Annotated in this window: 19 protein-coding genes and 9 pseudogenes; 23 read left to right on the top strand and 5 right to left on the bottom strand. The window is 42.4% G+C overall.

From position 1 onward, the window contains the following. Positions 1-2: 2 nt before the first annotated feature. Positions 3-578: a hypothetical protein gene (locus PN838_RS16885; protein WP_272181414.1), complete on the bottom strand. Its 576-nt coding sequence runs from the start codon at positions 576-578 to the stop codon at positions 3-5. 292 nt (positions 579-870) lie between these two features. Between PN838_RS16885 and imuA the strand changes: the two genes are divergently transcribed. From imuA to PN838_RS16910, 5 genes and pseudogenes are all read left to right on the top strand, one after another. Further along, positions 871-1,563 carry a translesion DNA synthesis-associated protein ImuA gene (imuA, locus tag PN838_RS16890; RefSeq protein WP_272181415.1) on the top strand — a complete coding sequence of 231 codons (693 nt, stop codon included), beginning with the start codon at positions 871-873 and terminating at the stop codon, positions 1,561-1,563. A gap of 8 nt (positions 1,564-1,571) precedes the next feature. Beyond that, entirely contained in the window at positions 1,572-2,369 is a 798-nt protein-coding gene (locus PN838_RS16895; RefSeq protein WP_272181416.1) for a Y-family DNA polymerase, read from the top strand. A gap of 122 nt (positions 2,370-2,491) precedes the next feature. Next, positions 2,492-3,034 (top strand): hypothetical protein, encoded by a 543-nt coding sequence (locus tag PN838_RS16900; RefSeq protein WP_272181417.1) that lies wholly within the window; start codon positions 2,492-2,494, stop codon positions 3,032-3,034. Positions 3,035-3,053: 19 nt separating this feature from the next. Further along, positions 3,054-6,131, top strand: a pseudogene (locus PN838_RS16905) (error-prone DNA polymerase). Between the two features lie 211 nt (positions 6,132-6,342). Then, a pseudogene (locus PN838_RS16910) lies at positions 6,343-8,111 on the top strand (acyl-CoA dehydrogenase C-terminal domain-containing protein). A gap of 100 nt (positions 8,112-8,211) precedes the next feature. On the opposite strand, the gene PN838_RS16915 reads toward PN838_RS16910, so the two are convergent. Continuing rightward, positions 8,212-8,664, bottom strand: a complete 453-nt coding sequence (locus PN838_RS16915; protein ID WP_334313535.1) for a protein kinase domain-containing protein — start codon at positions 8,662-8,664, stop codon at positions 8,212-8,214. Between the two features lie 50 nt (positions 8,665-8,714). On the opposite strand from PN838_RS16915, the pseudogene PN838_RS16920 reads away from it, so the two are divergent. Further along, positions 8,715-9,223: pseudogene (locus PN838_RS16920) on the top strand (sigma 54-interacting transcriptional regulator). Between the two features lie 43 nt (positions 9,224-9,266). On the opposite strand, the gene PN838_RS16925 reads toward PN838_RS16920, so the two are convergent. The 3 genes and pseudogenes from PN838_RS16925 to PN838_RS27515 form a co-directional block, all read right to left on the bottom strand. Beyond that, positions 9,267-10,349 carry a TonB family protein gene (locus PN838_RS16925; RefSeq protein WP_272181418.1) on the bottom strand — a complete coding sequence of 361 codons (1,083 nt, stop codon included), beginning with the start codon at positions 10,347-10,349 and terminating at the stop codon, positions 9,267-9,269. 75 nt (positions 10,350-10,424) lie between these two features. Beyond that, entirely contained in the window at positions 10,425-10,601 is a 177-nt protein-coding gene (locus PN838_RS27960) for a hypothetical protein (RefSeq protein WP_272181419.1), read from the bottom strand. Further along, positions 10,598-11,916: pseudogene (locus tag PN838_RS27515) on the bottom strand (family 14 glycosylhydrolase). The gene PN838_RS27960 and the pseudogene PN838_RS27515 overlap by 4 nt, the downstream one beginning before the upstream one ends. Before the next feature lie 312 nt (positions 11,917-12,228). On the opposite strand from PN838_RS27515, the gene rpsJ reads away from it, so the two are divergent. The 17 genes and pseudogenes from rpsJ to rplF all read left to right on the top strand — a co-directional run bounded on the left by rpsJ (position 12,229) and on the right by rplF (position 20,000). Next, positions 12,229-12,540, top strand: a complete 312-nt coding sequence (gene rpsJ, locus PN838_RS16945; protein ID WP_215964704.1) for a 30S ribosomal protein S10 — start codon at positions 12,229-12,231, stop codon at positions 12,538-12,540. Between the two features lie 14 nt (positions 12,541-12,554). Beyond that, a pseudogene (gene rplC / locus PN838_RS16950) lies at positions 12,555-13,195 on the top strand (50S ribosomal protein L3). Positions 13,196-13,209: 14 nt separating this feature from the next. After that, a complete protein-coding gene (gene rplD, locus PN838_RS16955; RefSeq protein ID WP_215964706.1) occupies positions 13,210-13,815 on the top strand; it encodes a 50S ribosomal protein L4 in 606 nt (201 codons plus the stop codon). Beyond that, a complete protein-coding gene (gene rplW, locus PN838_RS16960) occupies positions 13,812-14,117 on the top strand; it encodes a 50S ribosomal protein L23 (protein ID WP_215964707.1) in 306 nt (101 codons plus the stop codon). The genes rplD and rplW overlap by 4 nt, the downstream gene beginning before the upstream one ends. Positions 14,118-14,132: 15 nt before the next feature. After that, positions 14,133-14,958: pseudogene (rplB, locus tag PN838_RS16965) on the top strand (50S ribosomal protein L2). Between the two features lie 16 nt (positions 14,959-14,974). Then, the gene (gene rpsS / locus PN838_RS16970; protein WP_215964709.1) at positions 14,975-15,253 is read left to right on the top strand and encodes a 30S ribosomal protein S19; all 279 of its coding nucleotides are present in this window, start codon (positions 14,975-14,977) and stop codon (positions 15,251-15,253) included. 9 nt (positions 15,254-15,262) lie between these two features. Further along, a complete protein-coding gene (gene rplV, locus PN838_RS16975; protein ID WP_215964710.1) occupies positions 15,263-15,592 on the top strand; it encodes a 50S ribosomal protein L22 in 330 nt (109 codons plus the stop codon). An 11-nt stretch (positions 15,593-15,603) separates the two neighbouring features. After that, the gene (gene rpsC / locus PN838_RS16980; protein ID WP_215964711.1) at positions 15,604-16,308 is read left to right on the top strand and encodes a 30S ribosomal protein S3; all 705 of its coding nucleotides are present in this window, start codon (positions 15,604-15,606) and stop codon (positions 16,306-16,308) included. A gap of 10 nt (positions 16,309-16,318) precedes the next feature. Next, positions 16,319-16,732 carry a 50S ribosomal protein L16 gene (gene rplP / locus PN838_RS16985; protein ID WP_215964712.1) on the top strand — a complete coding sequence of 138 codons (414 nt, stop codon included), beginning with the start codon at positions 16,319-16,321 and terminating at the stop codon, positions 16,730-16,732. Continuing rightward, a complete protein-coding gene (gene rpmC / locus PN838_RS16990) occupies positions 16,732-16,926 on the top strand; it encodes a 50S ribosomal protein L29 (RefSeq protein WP_215964713.1) in 195 nt (64 codons plus the stop codon). Before rplP ends, rpmC begins: the two co-directional genes overlap by 1 nt. Continuing rightward, entirely contained in the window at positions 16,926-17,183 is a 258-nt protein-coding gene (gene rpsQ / locus PN838_RS16995) for a 30S ribosomal protein S17 (RefSeq protein WP_215964714.1), read from the top strand. Before rpmC ends, rpsQ begins: the two co-directional genes overlap by 1 nt. A gap of 292 nt (positions 17,184-17,475) precedes the next feature. Next, positions 17,476-17,844: a 50S ribosomal protein L14 gene (gene rplN, locus PN838_RS17000; protein ID WP_215964715.1), complete on the top strand. Its 369-nt coding sequence runs from the start codon at positions 17,476-17,478 to the stop codon at positions 17,842-17,844. Between the two features lie 10 nt (positions 17,845-17,854). Then, a complete protein-coding gene (gene rplX, locus PN838_RS17005; protein WP_215964716.1) occupies positions 17,855-18,169 on the top strand; it encodes a 50S ribosomal protein L24 in 315 nt (104 codons plus the stop codon). Between the two features lie 14 nt (positions 18,170-18,183). Then, positions 18,184-18,721: pseudogene (gene rplE, locus PN838_RS17010) on the top strand (50S ribosomal protein L5). Positions 18,722-18,732: 11 nt separating this feature from the next. Beyond that, positions 18,733-19,038 carry a 30S ribosomal protein S14 gene (gene rpsN / locus PN838_RS17015; protein ID WP_215964718.1) on the top strand — a complete coding sequence of 102 codons (306 nt, stop codon included), beginning with the start codon at positions 18,733-18,735 and terminating at the stop codon, positions 19,036-19,038. Positions 19,039-19,058: 20 nt separating this feature from the next. Then, positions 19,059-19,453, top strand: a pseudogene (rpsH, locus tag PN838_RS17020) (30S ribosomal protein S8). Between the two features lie 14 nt (positions 19,454-19,467). Next, positions 19,468-20,000, top strand: a pseudogene (gene rplF / locus PN838_RS17025) (50S ribosomal protein L6). The last annotated feature ends 7 nt before the right edge of the window (positions 20,001-20,007 follow it).

Raw genomic sequence — 20,007 nt, forward strand, 5'->3', positions numbered from 1 at the left:
GGTTAGAACATTAAACCAATTTTAAGAAATTCGATGTCGAACATCACGGCTTTGTCTTCTAACGTATCAAAACTGTTTAACGAAGACGTGTCGTATTTGTCGTTGTCGCCGAAGTAGCGGCCAAGCAAAATGCTGCTGCCCCAATATAAACCTGAGTTAAACATCTTACGGTAACCAAAACCAAAACCAAGTCCCAGCTTAGTTGTATCAGAGTTGATTGTGGTTAAGCGTGTTGCACCAGAAAAATAATATCCTTCGATGCCCTTATTTAAAAACTTACGGTAGTGGGCACTGATGTTTAATGCCGTAAATTGGTCTTCGCCGTTTTGAATGTTTTTGTAGTCGATTGGAAACGCAATTTCAGTGCTGTTATTACGATTAAAAATTGACACACCAGCATTAAAATATACCCGGGAGTCAGTGCTGGCAATAAAGGTCAGAGGGTTGATTTCAGCCCCGATGGTAAGTTGTTTATTCTTTAAACCTTCAGTGAAAGTGTTGGCAGAAATAGCGGTAGAAAACAGGGTCAGTACTAAGCCTAAACTTAACAGCGCACTTACACGAATGATGCGTAACATTTTGATTCCTTTTAGAACACGGACTAAGCACGACAAGATCTCCCTCGGCGTGCATTTTTAAAGGCGCGCAGTAAACTACGTTACAACCTAAAAATCAACATATATACATTATAAGCAAGATCCATATTAAAAGAGCATTATTACCAATATTACGTTTTAGTTAACTATTTTCTTATATAAATCATTTAATAAAGTACAGAAATCGGGTTTGTAACATTTCTTTATTGGCATAATTATTAACTGTATATATACTGTTTTTATATACAGTATTGTACGCGGTGCGAGTAACATTATGTTAGAAATTGATAAATATCAGAACCGAGGCCTTATTTGGTACGGCAATAAAAATGATCAACTTGTTGGTCGGGTAAAAACCGGATTTGTGACTTTAGATAATGCGCTTTCAGGAGGATTACCGCCACAGGGGGTGATGGAAATTAAAACCCCAATGGGCATTGGTGAGCTTCGCCTTATGTTGCCTTATTTGAAGCAAAAACAGACGTTGGGTTTACTCGTATTTATTGGACCGCCGGCGATGCTCGACGCTGAGTTTTTAGCGGCTAATGATATTGACCTTAGCAAGGTTTTAGTGATCTCAGAATATGAATCAGAACGTATGTTATGGGTTGCTGAACAATGCTTAAAAAGCGGCAGTTGTGGTGCCGTGTTATTGTGGCAAAAAACATTGTCGATAAAGCAGTCTCGTAGATTGTTATTGGCCAGTGAACAAGGTGAAAGCAGTTTGTTGCTTTATCGAATTATGACGCACCAGCAGGAACAAACTGGGGTATTTTCTATTCCGTCTAATGTCAGCATGACCCTCGCCCCCGCACCAGAGGGCATAACCGTGAATATCGACAAGCAACGAGGCGGTCGCAGCTTCAAAGGCTTGTCGGTAGACATGCGGGACATATGGCCAGACTTAACAACGTCGCCTATCTCAACCACAAATGTTGTGGCATTTCCTAAAGTTGCAGTTCACTAGGTTCGCTTATGTTGTGGTTATATCTCGACTTTCATTCTTTGCAACTTGACGCTCTCGACAGCTCAAGACAAACCTTGCGAACAGAGCTGACTCCAGCACCAGAGGTTGTGATTATTGTCGACGCTAAAAAGAATGAAGTTGTGCAGCTTAACGCGATGGCAAAAAGCCAAGGCATAACACAAGGCATGGGATTGGCAACCGCCTTGTCTTTGCACCAGCATATACAGGTAATGGAGTACAAACCGGATATTGAATTTAGGACATTGCAGCAACTGGCACAGTTGTTATATGAATTTACAGCGGATATTGCCTTAGCCTTTCCCCACGGCATGTATTTACGTATCGACAATATGTTGTGCTTATATAAGGGGCTGCTGTCTTATTGGCAGCAAATTGAACATGTGCTTAAACCAATAGGATACCAATACGATTATGCAACAGGTACGACGCCCGCAATGGCTAAGGTATTGGCGCAAGCTAAGCTAAACACTTTACTGGATGATCCTAAAAAGCTAAAACAGGCTTTGTATGGTTTGGCGATTGAACAGCTTGAACTCGAGCCTAAAGCCCTTAATGCATTGCATCGGGTTGGTGTGAAACAAACTAAACAGTTGTTGGCGCTGTCTTTAAAAGAAATGGCAAAACGCTTTGATATTCATCTACTCAATTATATTGGCAAGTTGATGGGGAGTTTAAACATGGTCTTATTTTTTATCGCCCACCTGCGGAATTTAATGTTGATATTGAGTTGTTATTTGAGATTGAAAACAGCCAAATATTACAACACCCAATTAAACGATTATTAATCCAACTCGAACAATTTTTAAGTATACGTGGTTTAGTCACTCAACAATTAACCCTACATCTACGCTATCGTTACTTGGAATTTATCGAACTGAGCATTAACCGGGCTCAGGGAGAATATAAAATGGAAAAGTGGTTGTCCCTCGTACGGTTAAAATTAGAGAGTGTAAAGCTCGCTGAGCCAGTGGTGGCCATCCGATTGTTAGCTCGGCAGTTACGGCCGTTAACTGCTGACAGTGGTGACTTATTTAGTCAAAAGTCGCCCCAAGTTTCGGTGGATGAACTGGTGGCGGTAATACAAGCTAAGCTCGGGGATAATAAAGTCAAAGGGGTATGTTTAATTGATCAACATCACCCACAGTTAGCCACTCAGTATAGTGAAGGACTTGCTATCGAGAATACTATAGAAAATACCAAAGGGCGGGCAGCTGATCAAAAAACATTTGAGGGGCGGTACAAGTTGCGGCCAAGCTTAATGACAGCTGTGGCGGTGCCATTAAAGGAACATGTCTCTATATTGCATGGGCCAGAACGAATACAAACCAATTGGTGGCACGAACATTCAATTCAGCGAGATTACTATATTGCCCGTAGCGACAAGGGGCGACTGTGCTGGGTATATCGTACGCCACAAAAAAATTGGTATTTACAGGGGTACTTTGCGTAACGGCAAGTAAATAACAATCATGAGTTATGCTGAATTATCCTGTTTTAGTAATTTCACCTTTTTGCAAGGCGCATCCCATCCAGAGGAATTAGTGGTGCAAGCGACCTTGCTAGGTTACAACGCAATAGCCATTACCGATGAATGTTCTGTTGCTGGTGTTGTCCGAGCATATAGTCAGATACGGCAGGATAACTTGCCTATTAAGCTGATCGTTGGCGCGTATTTTCAATTTCAACAAGACTTAAAAATAACCTTACTGTGCCCTAACCGGCAAGGTTACGCTGAGCTATGTCGAGTGATAACAAACAGTCGACGGCGCTGCGAAAAAGGGCAATACGAGTTAACCGAGTGGGATCTTAAATCTCTAAAGCATTGTTTAGTTTTGTGGCACGCCGATGGTGATGCAGAGCTTGATTTACACTGGGGGCGGTTCTTACTTGGGCTCAACAAAAGTATTCAACATAGATTATGGTTAGCCATAACCAGAACATTAAACGATGAAGAGCAACATTATACTCAGCACTGCGAACAAGTAGCAGCTAGCTTGCACATCCCTATGGTTGCTTGTGGGCAAGTGTTAATGCACAACCCCGAGCGTTTGCCGTTGCAACATGTATTACATGCGACACGCCTTGGTAAGACTGTTGATAAGCTTGGTCGTCAAGGAATAAGCAATGCAGAGCGTTGCTTGAGGCCCCTTAAAAAATTGGTCAAGCTGTATAAACACGAATACCTGTTTGAAACGTTACTCATTGCTAACCGTTGTCAGTTTGATATGGGGAGCTCAAATATGAATACCCATCAGAGCTGATCCCAAAAGATCAAACACCCACGACTTATTTACGGATATTAGTAGAAGAGGGAAAAAACGCCGTTTCCACATGGGTTAAAACCGGAACTCGAAACGTTAATTGAAAAGGAACTCGGGCTGATAAAAGAAATGGAATATGAGCATTTTTTATCACGATTTACGACATCGTACAGTTTGCTAAATCACAGAATATTTTGTATCAAGGACGAGGTTCAGCGGCCAATTCAGTTGTGTGTTATTGCCTTGAAATTACAGCGGTAGACCCGTCCCAAATAAGTGTATTGTTTGAACGCTTTATTTCAAAAGAACGCAACGAGCCGCCAGACATTGATGTGGATTTTGAACATCAGCGGCGAGAAGAAATTTTCCAGTATATCTATCAAAAATATGGTCGTAATCACGCAGCAATTGCGGCAACAGTTGTGACCTACAGAATGAAAAGCGCCATTAGGGAAGTGGGCAAAGCTCTAGGCTTTAATGATGTGCAGTTAGAATTTTTTATTAAAAACATTAATCGCCGAGACCGCGCGACACACTGGATTGACCAAGTCGTTGAACTAGGGCTTAACCCCAAGTCATTAAAAGCTAGGCAATTTGTTGAGCTGGTGGAGCAAATTAAGGGATTTCCGCGGCATTTATCGCAACACGTCGGAGGCTTTGTGATATCTGCCGGCCCACTGTATGAGTTAGTACCCGTCGAAAATGCAGCGATGGAAGGGCGAACTGTCATTCAATGGGACAAAGATGACTTAGAAACATTGCAACTGCTCAAAGTCGATGTACTGGCATTAGGTATGTTAACCGCCATTAGAAAAAGCTTTGACTTGATAAAAACCTACTATCAAAAAACCATTTCGATTGCCGACATAACCGCAACCGGTGACGATCCTAATGTGTATAAGATGATCTCAAACGCCGATACGATTGGGGTATTTCAAATTGAGTCACGGGCTCAGATGAGCATGTTGCCTAGATTAAAGCCCCATTGTTATTACGACTTAGTTATCCAAATTGCTATTGTTCGGTATGGCCCTATTCAAGGCGGCATGGTGCACCCTTATCTGAAGCGGCGGATGGGATTAGAAGAGGTCAGTTATCCATCAACGGCGGTCAAGGATGTATTAAGTCGGACAATGGGGGTGCCTATTTTTCAAGAGCAAGTCATTAAACTTGCTATGGTCGCCGCAGGTTTTTCCGGCGGGAAGCCGACCAACTTAGACGGGCAATGGCCAAGTGGAAAAAAACGGTGAGCTCACTAAGTTTCAAACTAAGCTGACCGAGGGCATGTTGGCCCGTGGTTATACGTTGGAATTTGCTGAGCGTATTTTTAAACAAATCTGTGGCTTTGGTGAATATGGTTTCCCTGAATCGCATTCGGCCAGTTTTGCGGTATTGGCTTATGTATCGGCGTGGTTAAAATATTATTACCCAGAGGTCTTTTATTGCGCTTTATTAAACAGTCTTCCCATGGGGTTTTATTCACCGTCACAGCTTGTTCAAGATGCACAGCGACATCGTATTTATGTTTTGCCTTTGTGCATCAACCACTCAAATTGGGATCATGAATTGCAAATGGAAGCCGGGCAGTTAGCGCTACGTATCGGATTTAGGCTCGTTAAGGGCCTTCGAAAAATTACCGTGGATAAAATCGTCCAATACCGCATAGGGTGTCGATTTAGTCATGTTTCGCAACTAAAGCAATTGTCTATTGCACGTAACGAACTCGAAGCACTGGCCAGCAGCAATGCACTTAAAAGTATTTCTGGAGACCGGTTTTCGAGCCGTTGGCAAATGATGGATATGGAACACGATTTACCGCTTTTTCTCAAGTGAGTGATACGCCCTCAACATATCAAATTGCCCCGAGCGAATATGAAGAGTTGATTGAAGACTATTCGGCGTTAGGGCTGAGCTTGGACCGACATCCGATTCAATTGTTAAGGCAGTCAGGTCGGCTAGGTCGGTTTACCTCAGCGACGGATTTAGTCAATGTTAAACATAAAACGCCCGTTACCGTTGTCGGACTTGTGACCGGAAAACAAAGTCCAAGGCACGGCATCTGGGGTGACCTTTATTACGCTAGAAGACGATACGGGCAATACCAATGTGGTGGTTTGGGTAGCGACAGCAAGGGCACAAAAGCAAAGTTACCTCACCGCTAAGGTCTTAAAAGTAAAGGGGATCTTAGAAAAAGAACAGCAAGTAACCCATGTTATCGCAGGTAAGTTAATTGACCTGACTCCCGAGCTTGAAAACTTGGAGCTAAAATCGCGGGAGTTTCGATAGTCATCGGCAGTTGTTGAGAAAATAGGTAATTTGGTAGGTTTAGACAACTTAATAATGAAGGAGGGCGTAACCCATCACAACAATATGGGCAAACATCCAAACAGAGTCTATCTTTATACGAGAAAGTTAAAAAAATTAATTCAAACGTTTGTTTTAATTTTTTACTTAAGTAGTATGACCAGTTAATAACGATAAATAAAAGAGATAGAACATGAGTCAATACCAAGCTCCCGTCAACGACATGAACTTCCTGCTATTTGACGTATTTAAAGTCCAAGAATTTTGGGCCAACAATGACGCGTTAAGTGAAGCAATCGATTTAGACACAGCAAAAGCTATTCTAGAAGAAAGCGCAAAAGTGACTGAACAAGCCATTGCACCTTTTAGTCGAGAAGCCGATGAAACCGGCGTGAGTTGGGATGACGGCACGGTGACGACACCAACAGCTTATAAAAATGCCTTTAATGTTATCGCTGAGGGGGCTGGATTGGCTTAGCTGGAGACCCAGAGTTCGGCGGAATGGGGATGCCAAAAACATTGGCTGGTATGCACGAAGAAATGATGTGTAGTGCTGACTTAGCATTTGCTCTTTATCCCGGGTTAACTGCTGGTGCTTGTTTAGCAATCCATGCTCATGCCACAGAAGATCTTAAAAACACTTATCTCCCAAATATGTATGCAGGCACTTGGGCCGGAAGCATGTGTTTAACCGAAGCCCACGCAGGAACTGACTTAGGTTTAATAAAAACCAAAGCAATTGATAACGGCGATGGCAGTTATGAAATCACCGGTAGCAAAATATTTATTTCCGGTGGCGAACAAGATTTAACAGACAACATAGTCCATTTAGTATTAGCTAAATTACCGGGGGCACCAGAAGGGTCTCGCGGTATATCTCTGTTTATTGTTCCTAAATTTAATATTAATGATGACGGTAGCTTAGGTTCAGAAAACAAAGTTACTTGTGGTTCGATTGAACACAAGATGGGTATTCATGGCAGTGCCACATGTGTGATGAATTTTGATGGTTCAAAGGGGTTTTTAGTTGGTGAAATAAACAAAGGTCTAGCGTGCATGTTCACTATGATGAACTACGAGCGTTTATTAGTTGGACTCCAGGGACTTGGCGCGGCAGAACGTTCTTATCAAAATGCACTCGCTTACGCACTAGACCGAGGACAGGGCAAAGGCCTACCTCGAATGAAAGAAGGCGCGACTGACCCAATTATTGTCCACCCTGATGTTCGCCGCATGTTGTTAAACATGAAGGCTATGAACGAAGGTGGTCGTGCATTTACTACTTATGTCTCAACTCAACTCGACGCTGCTAAATATCAGCCCGACCCAGCGCTAGCAAAAATATCAGCGGCAAAAGCGCAGCTATTAACGCCTATAGCTAAAGCATTTGTTACTGATATCAGTTTAGATATGTGTATCGCGGGGCAACAAGTGTTTGGCGGTCACGGTTATGTGCGCGAGTGGGGGCAAGAGCAACTGGTTCGGGATACTCGAATAACGCAAATATATGAAGGCACCAATGGCGTTCAAGCACTTGACTTAATGGGCCGAAAAGTTGCGATGGATGGTGGCGAAACGGCTAAGTTATTTGCCATTGAAATTAAACAATTTATTGCAGAACAAAGCGGTGTTTTTCCAACGGAAATGGCAGCATTGTCAGACGCGGTGGATGATCTCGTTGCCGTAACAACAACGGTATTAACTAAAGCTGCGACAAATCCAAACGAAATTGGCGCGGCATCTGTTGATTACTTGCACCTTTTTGGTTATGTCATGTACGGCTATATGTGGGCGAAAATGATGGTGGCCGTGTCTGATGTTGAAGATAAAAAACTGGCGAGTTCAAAAATAAAAACAGGTCGCTACTATTTTCAACGATTATTGCCAAAAGTAGCAAGTCTCAAGTTACAAATCGAAGCCGGTGCTGAGATATTATTCAGCCATGATACGGACGATTTTTAATTAAAATCAATAAAGGCAAACAATGGGCAATGTAAATTCTGTGTTGTTTGCCAACTCCCTAACATGTTTCAAATACGCCAAGGTAAAGCCCTTGATAAATCTATTTTGCTAACTGGATAACCAGCAAAATAAACAGTCCAAAACTTATTCCTTGCCAAAACATCACTGGATCTCGCTGAATCAGAGGTGGTTTAGTGCGTGACACATAGCTGGAACTTGGATGTTTAAGATCATGTATAAATTCAGACAATATTTGATATCGTTGTAGTGGGTCGATTTGCAAAGCTTTATTCAAAGCATCATCCACCCAAGCGGGTAATTCTGAGTCATCATCAATGAGAGTTTGGTAATTAAGCTTTTTCTGTGCAGAAAAGCTTTTTGCCTGCGCAATTTTGGTCCCATATGGAAATGAGCTTGAGAGCATTTGGTAAGTTATAACTGCTAAAGAATAGAGATCTGAGCATTGTGTACCGGCTTTTCCTAAGAAATACTCCGGTGCAGAATATCGCATAGTGCCTCGAATTTCGTTGTCGTATTCACTTACCCCGGCAATGTAGGTTGAACCATCACCAAATCATTGGTAACAGTTCTCAAGTTAAGCATATGGTGCATCAAATCGAACTTGTAGGACCGACGGATGCAAATGTACTCATAACCGGTGAGTCAGGTACAGGTAAAGAGTTAATTGCCCGATCCATACACGAAGTTAGCCAAAGAAAAGCAAGGCCACTAATCCGGGTTAACTGTGCTGCTATTCCAGCGGAACTGTTTGAAAGTGAATTTTTGGGGCATGTAAAGGCGCATTTTCTGGCGCGGTATCCGACCGATTAGGACGGTTTCAACTAGCCGATGGTGCGACAATTTTTCTAGATGAAGTTGGTGAAATTCCGCTGCAGCTTCAAAGTAAACTATTGCGGGTTTTGCAGGAACAACAATTTGAACGGGTTGGCGAGTCCACCACTCGAAAAGTGGATGTACGGGTTATCGCCGCAACAAACAAAGATCTAAAACAGCTTGTTGCTGAAAATAAATTTCGTGAAGATCTGTATTTTCGACTTAACGTATTTCCACTTAATTCTCCGCCATTAAGAGAGCGTCGTGGCGACTCGTGAATATCAATAGTCACCTAAGCTAATTAATAACGTTTGAACGCCATTAACGTCCAATTTTAAAATCGAGTTGTACCCTTGAAGTTGCTTCGACAGGCTCGCCGTTTTCAAATTTAGGGGCGTATCGCCAATTCTCAACTGCGTCGATTGCTGCCCTTTGGAATTTTTTACTGCCGCCATATTCCGTCGAAATAGGGTCTTTTACAAAGCCATTTGCATCTATCACAAATTCAACAATAGCGTAGCCGTCTTTACGAGAGCGCACTGCTGACTGAGGGTATTGAGGTTGCGTTCGGTATAGTGGCTTTGGCAACTGGTTATCATCCCAAGGCGTCATTTGGCCAATGGCTTTACAATGATTAGTCGCCTGATCACTTTCACCAATTTTTTCATATGCTTTAACTAAAACAGCATGGGTGGTCAGTTCTAAAGGGTGAGTCGGGCCTTCTAGATTGTAAAAAACATCTAAGTTTTTTGATAACATTGCTATGGCTTTGTCAGTTTTCCCCGTCGCAATATAGTAGTTTCCGGTGTAATAATTAGAATATACAAGTTGTCTTTCATTCGCAGGCAAGTGTTTACTCAAATAGTCATTTGCTTCGATAAGGACTCTGCTTTTTGGCGAACCTAAAGAGAGTAATTCGGCGCCAATATCCGCTTGAATATTTGCCACAAGTAAAGGTTTAGAATCTTTATGGCTATCCAATAAAGATAGTGCCTTTTGGTAATACTTTATTTGTTTATTTTTGCTTTTCCGCTGATATGACTTAGCAACTAATATGTAAAGGTCAACGATTGCAAGGCTGTCTTCTTTATACTCTTCTAAATAAACATCTATATAAGGAAGCAAAAGGTCATTTGCGAGTTTGAATTCCTTATTATCTATATAGGCGGTTGCCAAATTGGACGCCAAATTTGCAGTATTTACACTATTTGAACCAAATAAGCGCTTTCCGGTGTTATAGGCGTTAAGGCCAGTACGAATGGTTAACTCAATATCTTCAGATTCAAGCGCATTTTTAAACGCATCATAGGCGATATTAAAACTGCGCTTTAACGCGTTATCTTCTGCAGCTAGAGCGCCGGTTGACATTAAAAAGGCGACAAATAAAAATCCAATTCTAGGCATGAACAATCCCTGTAATAAATAGTAGTGTTTCGCCATTATTGACGAAATGGACAGCGCTCGCAACAATTCACTAAATCAGTCATTCAGCTTATTAATAAGTTTTGGGTATTGAGTGTTTGCAAGACCGTTTACAACATCGTTTAATCTAAGGATGGTTATTCCGCCATACCCGTCATTCATTAACGCATCGGTAATATTGTTCCATCCCGTCTGTGATGATGTGCCTGCAGCCAACGCATTTTCTCCTTTCACCGTGACACCTTGCCTTTTGCCTCTTTTCCGACCCAGCTAACAAGCGTCTTGGCCAATGAAAAGGAAGGGGATACTGGGTTGTCAGACATTTCTAAACAGGTGAAGTGCAAAATGACTTGGCGTTCAGTCGTTGAATGTTTTGCAGCTAGACCAATGGCAGCTTTATAACCATGGCCAACACCTTTATTATTGAGTTTGCTTCTAAACTCGGCTGATATAACCCCAGCCGATAATTCAGCAGCTCGAGCTAAATGTGAAGGGGCAGCCATTAACCAATGGATGCTAGGGACCTTATAACCTAAGTCGATATTTTTAAATGCTTTTGAGAAGCCTCGCTGTGCTGCAGTTATTAATCGGTCGCCGTGTTTCATTAGGGACTGATGATACCAATCCAATATATCCAAGCCGTATGTTGAATTAAGGTGTTGACCGGTCGTAACAAACGTATCCATGTGCTTAGGTAACTCAATTTGTTCCAGTGCCGTATACGAGGTCTGCCATGCTTTATTTAAATTAGACAAACTTTGGTATTTACTAAGTATGGACTGTTGAAAGTCGCTAATAGCTAACAGACCAAAAGATTGAAATGCCCCCGAGTTGGATAACCGGTATTGGTATCATGGCTATTATATGAAGGGTATCTAAGTTCACCCGCTGGTCCCATGCTTATATTGAGTTCATCAAAGTTAACAGCCATGTGCGCATAATGTGATTCAAACGCTGACATAAACTCAATGTATTGCGGAATTACGAGGTTGTCAGCCCAAAGTGAAACATACTCATTTGAATAGTTTCCTTGTTCACTTTTATACATGAGGTCAGTCGGCTTTAAAGTCTGAGCTTTCAGGTGCTCCGATTGTCCCGTGTTTTCGTTAGTATAATGTTGCCAAATCCAATTAGGGATAGGTACGTCGCAACTGTCACCGACATTTCCGCCACACTGATGGAAGGACATAATTGGTATGATCTGCAATCCTGCTGAGGTAATGGCGGAAAAGATGTTGTCATAATAAGACCAGTCGAACATCTGGTCGCCTTCGTTTTCAACAGCTCCCCACCAAACATCGACGGTGACTGCTTCTATGCCCATCTTTTTCGCAGTTTGAAGGTCATTTTTAAAATCACGCCATTGAGCTTGTGTGTCTAACCATAAAGGACCCATCACGTTGACGGACGTTGAGAACGCGGGGAGACTCCATAAACCTAACAAGGTAACCAGTAAAAGTGCTGTAAATAATTTAACCATAATGACCATGCGTATGCCGATATAATGTAGATAAGAGTGTCTGAAAAGCTTATTGGATGGAACAGGCATACGTATGCGTAGTGACTGAATCCCAATACGGCAGATAAAATACAATTTATGTAAATAAATTGTTGCATTTATAGTCAGACTCTATAGAATGCGCACTCCCATTTTGTATCTCGGTACAATTAATTTTTGGGCAAGCTAATAATTTTATATGTTCTTTCATTAGCTTGGTAGGTTAGCAATTGGCTAACCATATACAGGGGCTCCGATATGGAGTCCAATTAATATATAAAGAAAAACGCTTATTTCTCTTATAAGGAGAGGTGATGCGTGTTTTTTATGCTCTTTCTAAAATGCTCTTTTTTGAGGTTTAAAATGAATAGTCAACGTATTCGTATACGATTGAAAGCGTTTGACCATCGATTAATCGATACGTCAACACAAGAAATCGTTGAAACGGCTAAGCGTACAGGCGCGCAGGTTCGTGGTCCAATTCCACTGCCAACTCGTAAAGAACGCTTCACTATATTGGTATCCCCGCATGTAAACAAAGATGCGCGTGACCAATATGAAATTCGTACGCACAAACGTCTAATCGACATAGTTGAGCCAACAGAAAAAACTGTTGACGCACTTATGCGCTTAGATCTTGCTGCTGGTGTAGATGTTCAGATAAGTCTGGGTTAATCGGGGGTTTCAAAATGACTATAGGTCTAGTCGGACGTAAAGTGGGCATGACACGTATCTTCACAGAAGATGGCGTATCTGTACCAGTTACGGTAATTGAAGCAACACCTAATCGTGTTACTCAAATCCGTGACGAAGAAACCGACGGTTACCGTGCTCTTCAGGTAACTGCAGGCGATAAAAAAGCGAGCCGCGTAAACAAGGCAGATGCTGGTCACTATGCGAAAGCAGGTGTCGAAGCTGGTCGTGGTTTATGGGAATTCCGCTTAGCTGCAGATGAAGGTAACGGTATCGAAGTTGGTAACGAAATTACTGTAGAAGTATTTAACGACACTAAGTTAGTTGACGTTACAGGCACATCTAAAGGTAAAGGTTTCCAAGGTGGTGTTAAGCGCTGGAATTTCAGCATGCAAGACGCGACTCATGGTAACTCTCTTTCTCACCGTGCTCCGGGTTCAATTGGTCAAAACCAAACTCCAGGACGTGTATTTAAAGGTAAGAAGATGGCCGGCCAAATGGGTAACGTACGCACTACAACTCAGAATCTTGAAGTTGTTCGTGTAGACGCAGAGCGTAACTTACTTCTAGTAAAAGGCGCTGTACATAAGGTGCAATTGGCGGAAACGTCGTAGTTAAACCTGCTGTTAAAGCGTAAACCGGAGATTAGTGATGAAATTAGATTTTGCAGGCGCAAACGGCGCTGTTGAAGTTTCAGAAGCTACTTTCGGCCGTGAGTTTAATGAAGCATTAGTTCACCAGGTAGTTACTGCATACGCTGCAGGCGCTCGTCAGGGTTCTAGAGCTCAGAAAACTCGCTCAGAAGTTAGCGGTGGTGGTAAAAAACCATGGCGTCAAAAAGGAACAGGTCGTGCCCGTGCTGGTACTATTCGTTCTCCAATTTGGCGTTCAGGTGGCGTAACATTCGCAGCCAAACCACAAGATCACTCACAAAAAGTGAACAAGAAAATGTATCGTGGTGCTATTCAAAGCATCCTTTCTGAACTTGTTCGCCAAGAACGTTTCGTAGTAGTTGACAACTTTGAAGTTGAAACTCCTAAGACTAAAGCGCTAGCAGCTAAGTTGAACGAAATGAGCTTAAAAGATGTGTTAATCATAACTGAAGAAGTTTCAGAGAACTTGTTCTTGTCAGCACGCAACTTATATAAAGTTGACGTACGTGACGTGGCAACTATCGACCCAGTTAGTTTAATCGCTTTTGACAAAGTATTGGTAACTGCTGCTGCAGTTAAACAAATTGAGGAGATGCTAGCATGATAAGCGAAGAACGTTTGTTAAAAGTTTTGGTAGCTCCACATATCTCTGAAAAGAGTACTTTGGCACAAGAAGCTAACAATACTTTGGTTTTCAAAGTTGCAGTAGATGCGACTAAAGAAGAAATCAAAGCAGCGGTTGAGAAACTTTTCGAAGTTGAAGTTAAAAAAGTTAACTCTTTAAACGTTAAAGGTAAAGCCAAGCGCACAGGCGCTCGCATGGGCCGTCGTAAGAATTGGAAAAAAGCTTACGTGACTCTTGTTGAAGGTCAAACTTTAGACGTTGAAGAAGCAGCTGCAGAGTAATTGGAGAATTGAAAAATGGCTTTAGTAAAATGTAAACCAACTTCTCCAGGTCGTCGTCATGTAACGAAAGTTGTTAACACTGACCTACATAAAGGCGCACCGTACGCACCGCTTTTAGAGAAAAAATCTAAATCTGGTGGTCGTAATAACAACGGTCGCATTACTGTACGTCATATCGGTGGTGGTCATAAACAACACTACCGTTTAGTTGACTTCAAACGTAACAAAGATGGTATCCCTGCTACAGTTGAGCGTTTAGAATACGATCCAAATCGTAGTGCTAACATCGCTTTAGTTCTTTATGCCGATGGTGAACGTAAGTACATCATAGCGCCTAAAGGTCTTAAAGCTGGTGACTAAGGTAATGTCTGGTATAAACGCACCAATCAAAGCTGGTAACTCTATGCCTATGCGTAATATGCCAGTAGGTAGCACAGTGCACAATGTTGAGCTTAAGCCTGGTAAAGGCGCTCAAATGGCACGTTCTGCTGGTGCATACGTACAAATCTTGGCTCGTGATGGTCAATATGTAACTCTACGTCTTCGTTCAGGCGAAATGCGTAAAGTACTATCTGATTGTCGTGCGACTCTAGGTGAAGTGGGTAACGCTGAACATATGCTTCGTCAGCTTGGTAAAGCTGGTGCAAGCCGTTGGCGCGGTATCCGTCCGACTGTCCGTGGTGTCGTAATGAACCCGGTAGATCACCCACACGGTGGTGGTGAAGGTCGTACTTCAGGTGGTCGTCACCCGGTTACTCCATGGGGTAAACCGACTAAAGGTGCTAAGACTCGTAAGAACAAACGCACGGACAAGTATATTGTTCGCCGTCGTAATAAATAATTAGTGAGGTAATACCATGCCACGCTCTCTCAAGAAAGGTCCTTTTATAGACCTGCACTTGCTGAAGAAGGTCGAAGCAGCTTTGGAAAGCGGGAACAAGAAGCCTATAAAGACTTGGTCTCGTCGCTCAATGATCATTCCAGATATGATTGGATTGACCATTGCTGTTCATAATGGTCGTCAACACGTTCCAGTGTATGTATCTGACGAAATGGTTGGCCATAAACTGGGTGAATTTGCACCGACTCGTACATACCGCGGTCACGCGGCTGACAAGAAAGCTAAGAAGAAGTAAGGAGTAAAAATGGAAGCATTAGCTAAACATCGTTTTGCCCGCACTTCTCCACAGAAGGCTCGCTTGGTAGCTGACCAGATCCGTGGTCTACCAGTCGACAAGGCACTCGACGTATTAACTTTCAGCAACAAAAAAGCTGCTGTTTTGGTTAAGAAAGTATTGGAATCAGCGATTGCAAACGCCGAACATAATGAAGGCGCAGACATCGACGAACTTAAAGTTGCTAAAATTTTGGTGGACGTAGGTCCAACAATGAAGCGCATTAAGACTCGTGCGAAAGGTCGTGCAGATCGCGTTTTAAAACGTTCTTCACACATAACTGTAGTAGTTGCGGACTAGGAGATTAACTAATGGGTCAAAAAGTACATCCAACGGGGATTCGCCTAGGTATCACTAAACCATGGGTTGCTACCTGGTACGCGAATACGAAAGAATACGCAGGTCAACTAAACGGCGATATTAAAGTACGCCAATACTTGACTAAAGAATTAAAGAACGCTTCAGTTTCAAAAATCACAATTGAGCGTCCTGCAAAATCGATTAAAGTAACAATTCACACGGCTCGTCCGGGTGTTGTAATCGGTAAGAAAGGCGCAGATGTTGAGAAGCTACGTAATGTAGTTGCGAAATTGACTGGTGTCCCTGCTCAAATCAACATTGCGGAAATCCGCAAACCTGAGTTAGATGCGCAGCTTGTAGCTGATAGCATTTCTAGCCAGCTTGAGCGTCGTGTTATGTTCCGTCGTGCTATGAAGCGCGCAGTTCAAAACGCAATGCGTGTTGGAGCAAAGGGTATCAAGGTTGAAGTAAGCGGTCGTTTAGGCGGAGCAGAAATTGCACGTTCTGAGTGGTATCGTGAAGGTCGTGTTCCACTACACACTTTACGTGCTGACATCGACTATGCTACTTCTGAAGCATTAACTACTTACGGCATCATCGGTGTTAAGGTATGGATCTTTAAAGGTGAAGTACTTGGTGGTTTCGGTTCTATCTCTCAAGAAGAACCAAAACAACCTAAACCAGCGAAGAAACGTCGTAGCCAGAAAGCTAAGTAGGGAGTAGACGATGTTACAACCAAAACGTACAAAATTCCGTAAGCAGCATAAAGGCCGCAACCGCGGACTAGCACTGAACGGTAACAAGGTTAGCTTTGGTACTTTCGGTCTTAAAGCTACTGGTCGTGGTCGTATGACTGCTCGCCAAATTGAGGCAGCTCGTCGTGCGATGACTCGTGCCGTGAAACGTCAAGGTCAAATTTGGATCCGCGTTTTCCCTGACAAACCAATAACAGCTAAGCCGTTAGAAGTTCGTCAAGGTAAAGGTAAGGGTAACGTTGAATATTGGGTTGCAGAAATTCAACCTGGTAAAATGTTATACGAGATGGATGGTGTAGCCGAAGAGTTAGCGCGTGAAGCATTCCGCCTAGCTGCTCGTAAACTTCCATTCAAAACCACTTTTGTAACTAGAACGGTGATGTAATGAAAGCTAGCGAACTTAAAGATAAAAGCGTAGAAGAGCTTAAAGCTGAACTACTAGGTTTGTTACGTGAGCAATTCAATTTGCGCATGCAACATTCATCAGGTCAACTAGCTCAAACTCACTTACTGAAAGAAGTACGTCGCAACATAGCACGTGTGAAAACAGTAATTACACAAACTAAGGCAGGTGCGTAATGAGCGATATTATCCGTACATTACAAGGCCGCGTAGTTAGCAACAAGGCAGAGAAATCTATCGTTGTTTCTATCGAACGTAAGGTTAAACACCCTATCTATGGTAAATTCGTTAAGCGTACAACTAAGTTGCATGCACATGACGAAACAAACCAGTGTGATATTGGTGACACGGTTACAATCCGTGAATGCGCTCCGATTTCTAAGTTAAAAACTTGGACATTAGTAGACGTAATCGTAAAAGCTAAAGAACTTTAATTAATTAAAGCCTTTTGTTTAAAAACCGGAGCTTAGGCTCCGGTTTTTTATCCCTTTAATATTTTAATCATTTTACTTCTAAAACTAACTAGAGATATGGCGTGTATTAAGCCTTTAAGACTAATTTGTTTATTCATTGAACATTTTTTAATCTTAGGTTGTATTCAGTGTCCTGTTCAGTTACACTTGCGCGCCCTTTTAGGGGGTAGATTGTTCTTGTGTATCTTGAACGTCTTGAAAGTAGCTTGTCCGAAAGGGCATATGAAGTAAATTTAATAGTGGAGCACTAAACATGATCCAGATGCAAACTACGTTAGACGTGGCTGATAATTCAGGCGCTCGTCGCGTACAGTGTATTAAGGTTCTAGGTGGCTCTCACCGACGTTATGCCCGTATAGGCGACATCATTAAAGTTTCTGTGAAGGAAGCAATTCCTCGCGGTAAAGTTAAGAAAGGTGATGTCCTAAACGCGGTGGTAGTTCGCACTAAGTCAGCGGTTCGTCGTCCAGATGGTCAAGCCATCCGTTTCGATAGTAATGCAGCTGTTATATTGAACGCCAACTTGCAGCCAATTGGTACTCGTATCTTCGGCCCAGTAACTCGTGAATTGCGTAGTGAAAAGTTCATGAAGATTGTATCTTTGGCACCTGAAGTAATTTAAGGAGCTGAAAATGGCAAGCAAAATTCGTCGTGATGATGAAGTCATCGTAATTACTGGCAAAGATAAAGGTAAGACTGGTAAAGTTTTACAAGTTATCGCTGGTACTGAACGAGTAATCGTTGAAGGAATTAACCTAATCAAGAAGCACACTAAGCCTGTACCACAGTTACAGCAGCCTGGTGGGATCATTGAGAAGGAAGCTTCTGTAAACGTTTCAAATGTAGCGATTGTTAATCCAGAAACTGGAAAAGCAGATCGTGTAGGTTTTAAATTTGAAGACGGCAAAAAAGTTCGTTTCTTCAAATCTAATAATAAAACTATCTAATCTTGGAGTATAACGTGGCGAAACTGCATGATACTTTTAAAGACAGCGTAGTGCCTGAATTGATGAAACAGTTCGGCTACACATCTGTCATGCAAGTCCCTCGACTTGAGAAAATTACCTTGAACATGGGTCTGGGTGAAGCTCTAGCGGACAAAAAGTACTTGAATCAGCAACATCTGACATGGAATCTATTGCCGGTCAGAAGGCTGTTGTTACTCGTGCTCGTAAGTCTGTTGCAGGCTTCAAAATCCGTGAAGGATACCCGATCGGTGCCAAGGTAACTCTACGCGGTGAGCGTATGTGGGACTTTTAGAGCGCTTAATTACTATCGCTCTACCTCGTGTTCGTGACTTCCGTGGCTTAAATCCTAAGTCATTTGACGGTCGCGGTAACTATAGCATGGGCGTACGCGAACAAATTATCTTCCCTGAAATCGATTTTGACAAAGTAGACAAGGTACGTGGTTTAGATATCACTATTACTACTTCGGCAAAAACGAATGAGGAAGGTCACGCTTTGTTAGCTGCTTTCAACTTCCCATTTAAAGGATAAGGTGTAGAGTAATGGCTAAAAATTCAATGAAAGCGCGCGACGTAAAACGTGCTAAATTAGTTGAAAAATTTGCGTCTAAACGTTCTGAGCTTAAAGCAATCATCAAAGACGTTAACACGTCTGATGAAGATCGTTGGGCTGCAGTGCTTAAACTTCAAGAGCTTCCTCGTGATTCAAGCCCTTCGCGCCAACGTAACCGTTGTGCAGTGACTGGCCGTCCTCATGGCTTTTTACGTAAATTCGGCTTAAGCCGTATTAAATTACGTGAATCAGCTATGCGTGGTGAAGTTCCAGGCCTTAAAAAGGCTTCTTGGTAAGAATCTGGGAGTATTGAAAGATGAGCATGCAAGATCCTATCGCGGATATGTTCACCCGCGTACGTAACGGCCAAATGTCAAATAAGGTCGACGTAACAATGCCTTCTTCTAAAGTTAAGACAGCTATTGCTGAGCTTCTTAAGAATGAAGGTTTCATTACTGATTACGAAGTTTCAGGTGACGTTAAGAAAGAATTAAGCGTTACTTTGAAATATTTCGAAGGTAAATCTGTAATTGAAACAATTAAACGAGTTAGCCGTCCCATGGTCTTCGTATTTATAAGAAGACTGACAACCTACCTAAAGTTATGGGTGGATTGGGCGTAGCTATCATATCTACATCAAAAGGTTTGATGACTGACCGTGCTGCACGCAAAGCGGGCATTGGCGGAGAAATCATCGGCTACGTAGCTTAATAGGAGAGTCTAATATGTCTCGTGTAGCAAAAGCACCTATTAACGTACCGGCCGGTGTTGAAATTTCTGTTTCAGGTCAGGACGTCAAAGTTAAAGGTAAAGTAGGCGAGTTAGCAATTAGTGTTAACGCCGCCGTTGAAGTTGTTGTTAACGACAACGTAGTAAGCACTCTACCACGTGAAGGTTTTCCTGATGCGTGGGCACAAGCTGGTACAGCTCGTGCGAATATCAACAACATGGTTGTTGGTGTTGCTGATGGTTTTGAGAAAAACTTATTTTAAATGGTGTTGGTTACCGTGCAGCTGTTAAAGGCAACGTACTTAACTTATCACTTGGTTTTTCTCACCCAGTAAATTTCGAAGTGCCTACAGGCGTTACTGTCGAAGCTCCTAGCCAAACTGAAATTGTGGTTAAGGGCGCTAGCAAACATCTAGTTGGTCAAGTTGCAGCGAACATTCGCAAATATCGTGAACCAGAGCCGTATAAAGGCAAAGGTATTCGTTATAGCGATGAGAACGTTCGTCGCAAAGAGGCTAAGAAAAAGTAAGGTAAGA

Origin of the sequence: Psychrosphaera algicola (assembly GCF_028401425.1) — a bacterium.
Lineage (GTDB): Bacteria > Pseudomonadota > Gammaproteobacteria > Enterobacterales > Alteromonadaceae > Psychrosphaera > Psychrosphaera algicola.

Excerpts from the sequence above, each read along its gene's own strand:
- rplX (WP_215964716.1), top strand. The coding sequence starts at position 17,855 with ATGGCAAGCAAAATTCGTCGTGATGATGAAGTCATCGTAATTACTGGC.
- rplP (WP_215964712.1), top strand. The coding sequence starts at position 16,319 with ATGTTACAACCAAAACGTACAAAATTCCGTAAGCAGCATAAAGGCCGC.
- PN838_RS16885 (WP_272181414.1), bottom strand. The coding sequence starts at position 578 with ATGTTACGCATCATTCGTGTAAGTGCGCTGTTAAGTTTAGGCTTAGTA.
- rplN (WP_215964715.1), top strand. The coding sequence starts at position 17,476 with ATGATCCAGATGCAAACTACGTTAGACGTGGCTGATAATTCAGGCGCT.
- rplW (WP_215964707.1), top strand. The coding sequence starts at position 13,812 with ATGATAAGCGAAGAACGTTTGTTAAAAGTTTTGGTAGCTCCACATATC.
- imuA (WP_272181415.1), top strand. The coding sequence starts at position 871 with ATGTTAGAAATTGATAAATATCAGAACCGAGGCCTTATTTGGTACGGC.
- rpsQ (WP_215964714.1), top strand. The coding sequence starts at position 16,926 with ATGAGCGATATTATCCGTACATTACAAGGCCGCGTAGTTAGCAACAAG.
- PN838_RS16900 (WP_272181417.1), top strand. The coding sequence starts at position 2,492 with ATGGAAAAGTGGTTGTCCCTCGTACGGTTAAAATTAGAGAGTGTAAAG.
- PN838_RS16925 (WP_272181418.1), bottom strand. The coding sequence starts at position 10,349 with ATGCCTAGAATTGGATTTTTATTTGTCGCCTTTTTAATGTCAACCGGC.
- PN838_RS16895 (WP_272181416.1), top strand. The coding sequence starts at position 1,572 with ATGTTGTGGTTATATCTCGACTTTCATTCTTTGCAACTTGACGCTCTC.
- rplV (WP_215964710.1), top strand. The coding sequence starts at position 15,263 with ATGGAAGCATTAGCTAAACATCGTTTTGCCCGCACTTCTCCACAGAAG.
- rpmC (WP_215964713.1), top strand. The coding sequence starts at position 16,732 with ATGAAAGCTAGCGAACTTAAAGATAAAAGCGTAGAAGAGCTTAAAGCT.
- rpsC (WP_215964711.1), top strand. The coding sequence starts at position 15,604 with ATGGGTCAAAAAGTACATCCAACGGGGATTCGCCTAGGTATCACTAAA.
- rpsN (WP_215964718.1), top strand. The coding sequence starts at position 18,733 with ATGGCTAAAAATTCAATGAAAGCGCGCGACGTAAAACGTGCTAAATTA.
- rpsS (WP_215964709.1), top strand. The coding sequence starts at position 14,975 with ATGCCACGCTCTCTCAAGAAAGGTCCTTTTATAGACCTGCACTTGCTG.
- rplD (WP_215964706.1), top strand. The coding sequence starts at position 13,210 with ATGAAATTAGATTTTGCAGGCGCAAACGGCGCTGTTGAAGTTTCAGAA.
- rpsJ (WP_215964704.1), top strand. The coding sequence starts at position 12,229 with ATGAATAGTCAACGTATTCGTATACGATTGAAAGCGTTTGACCATCGA.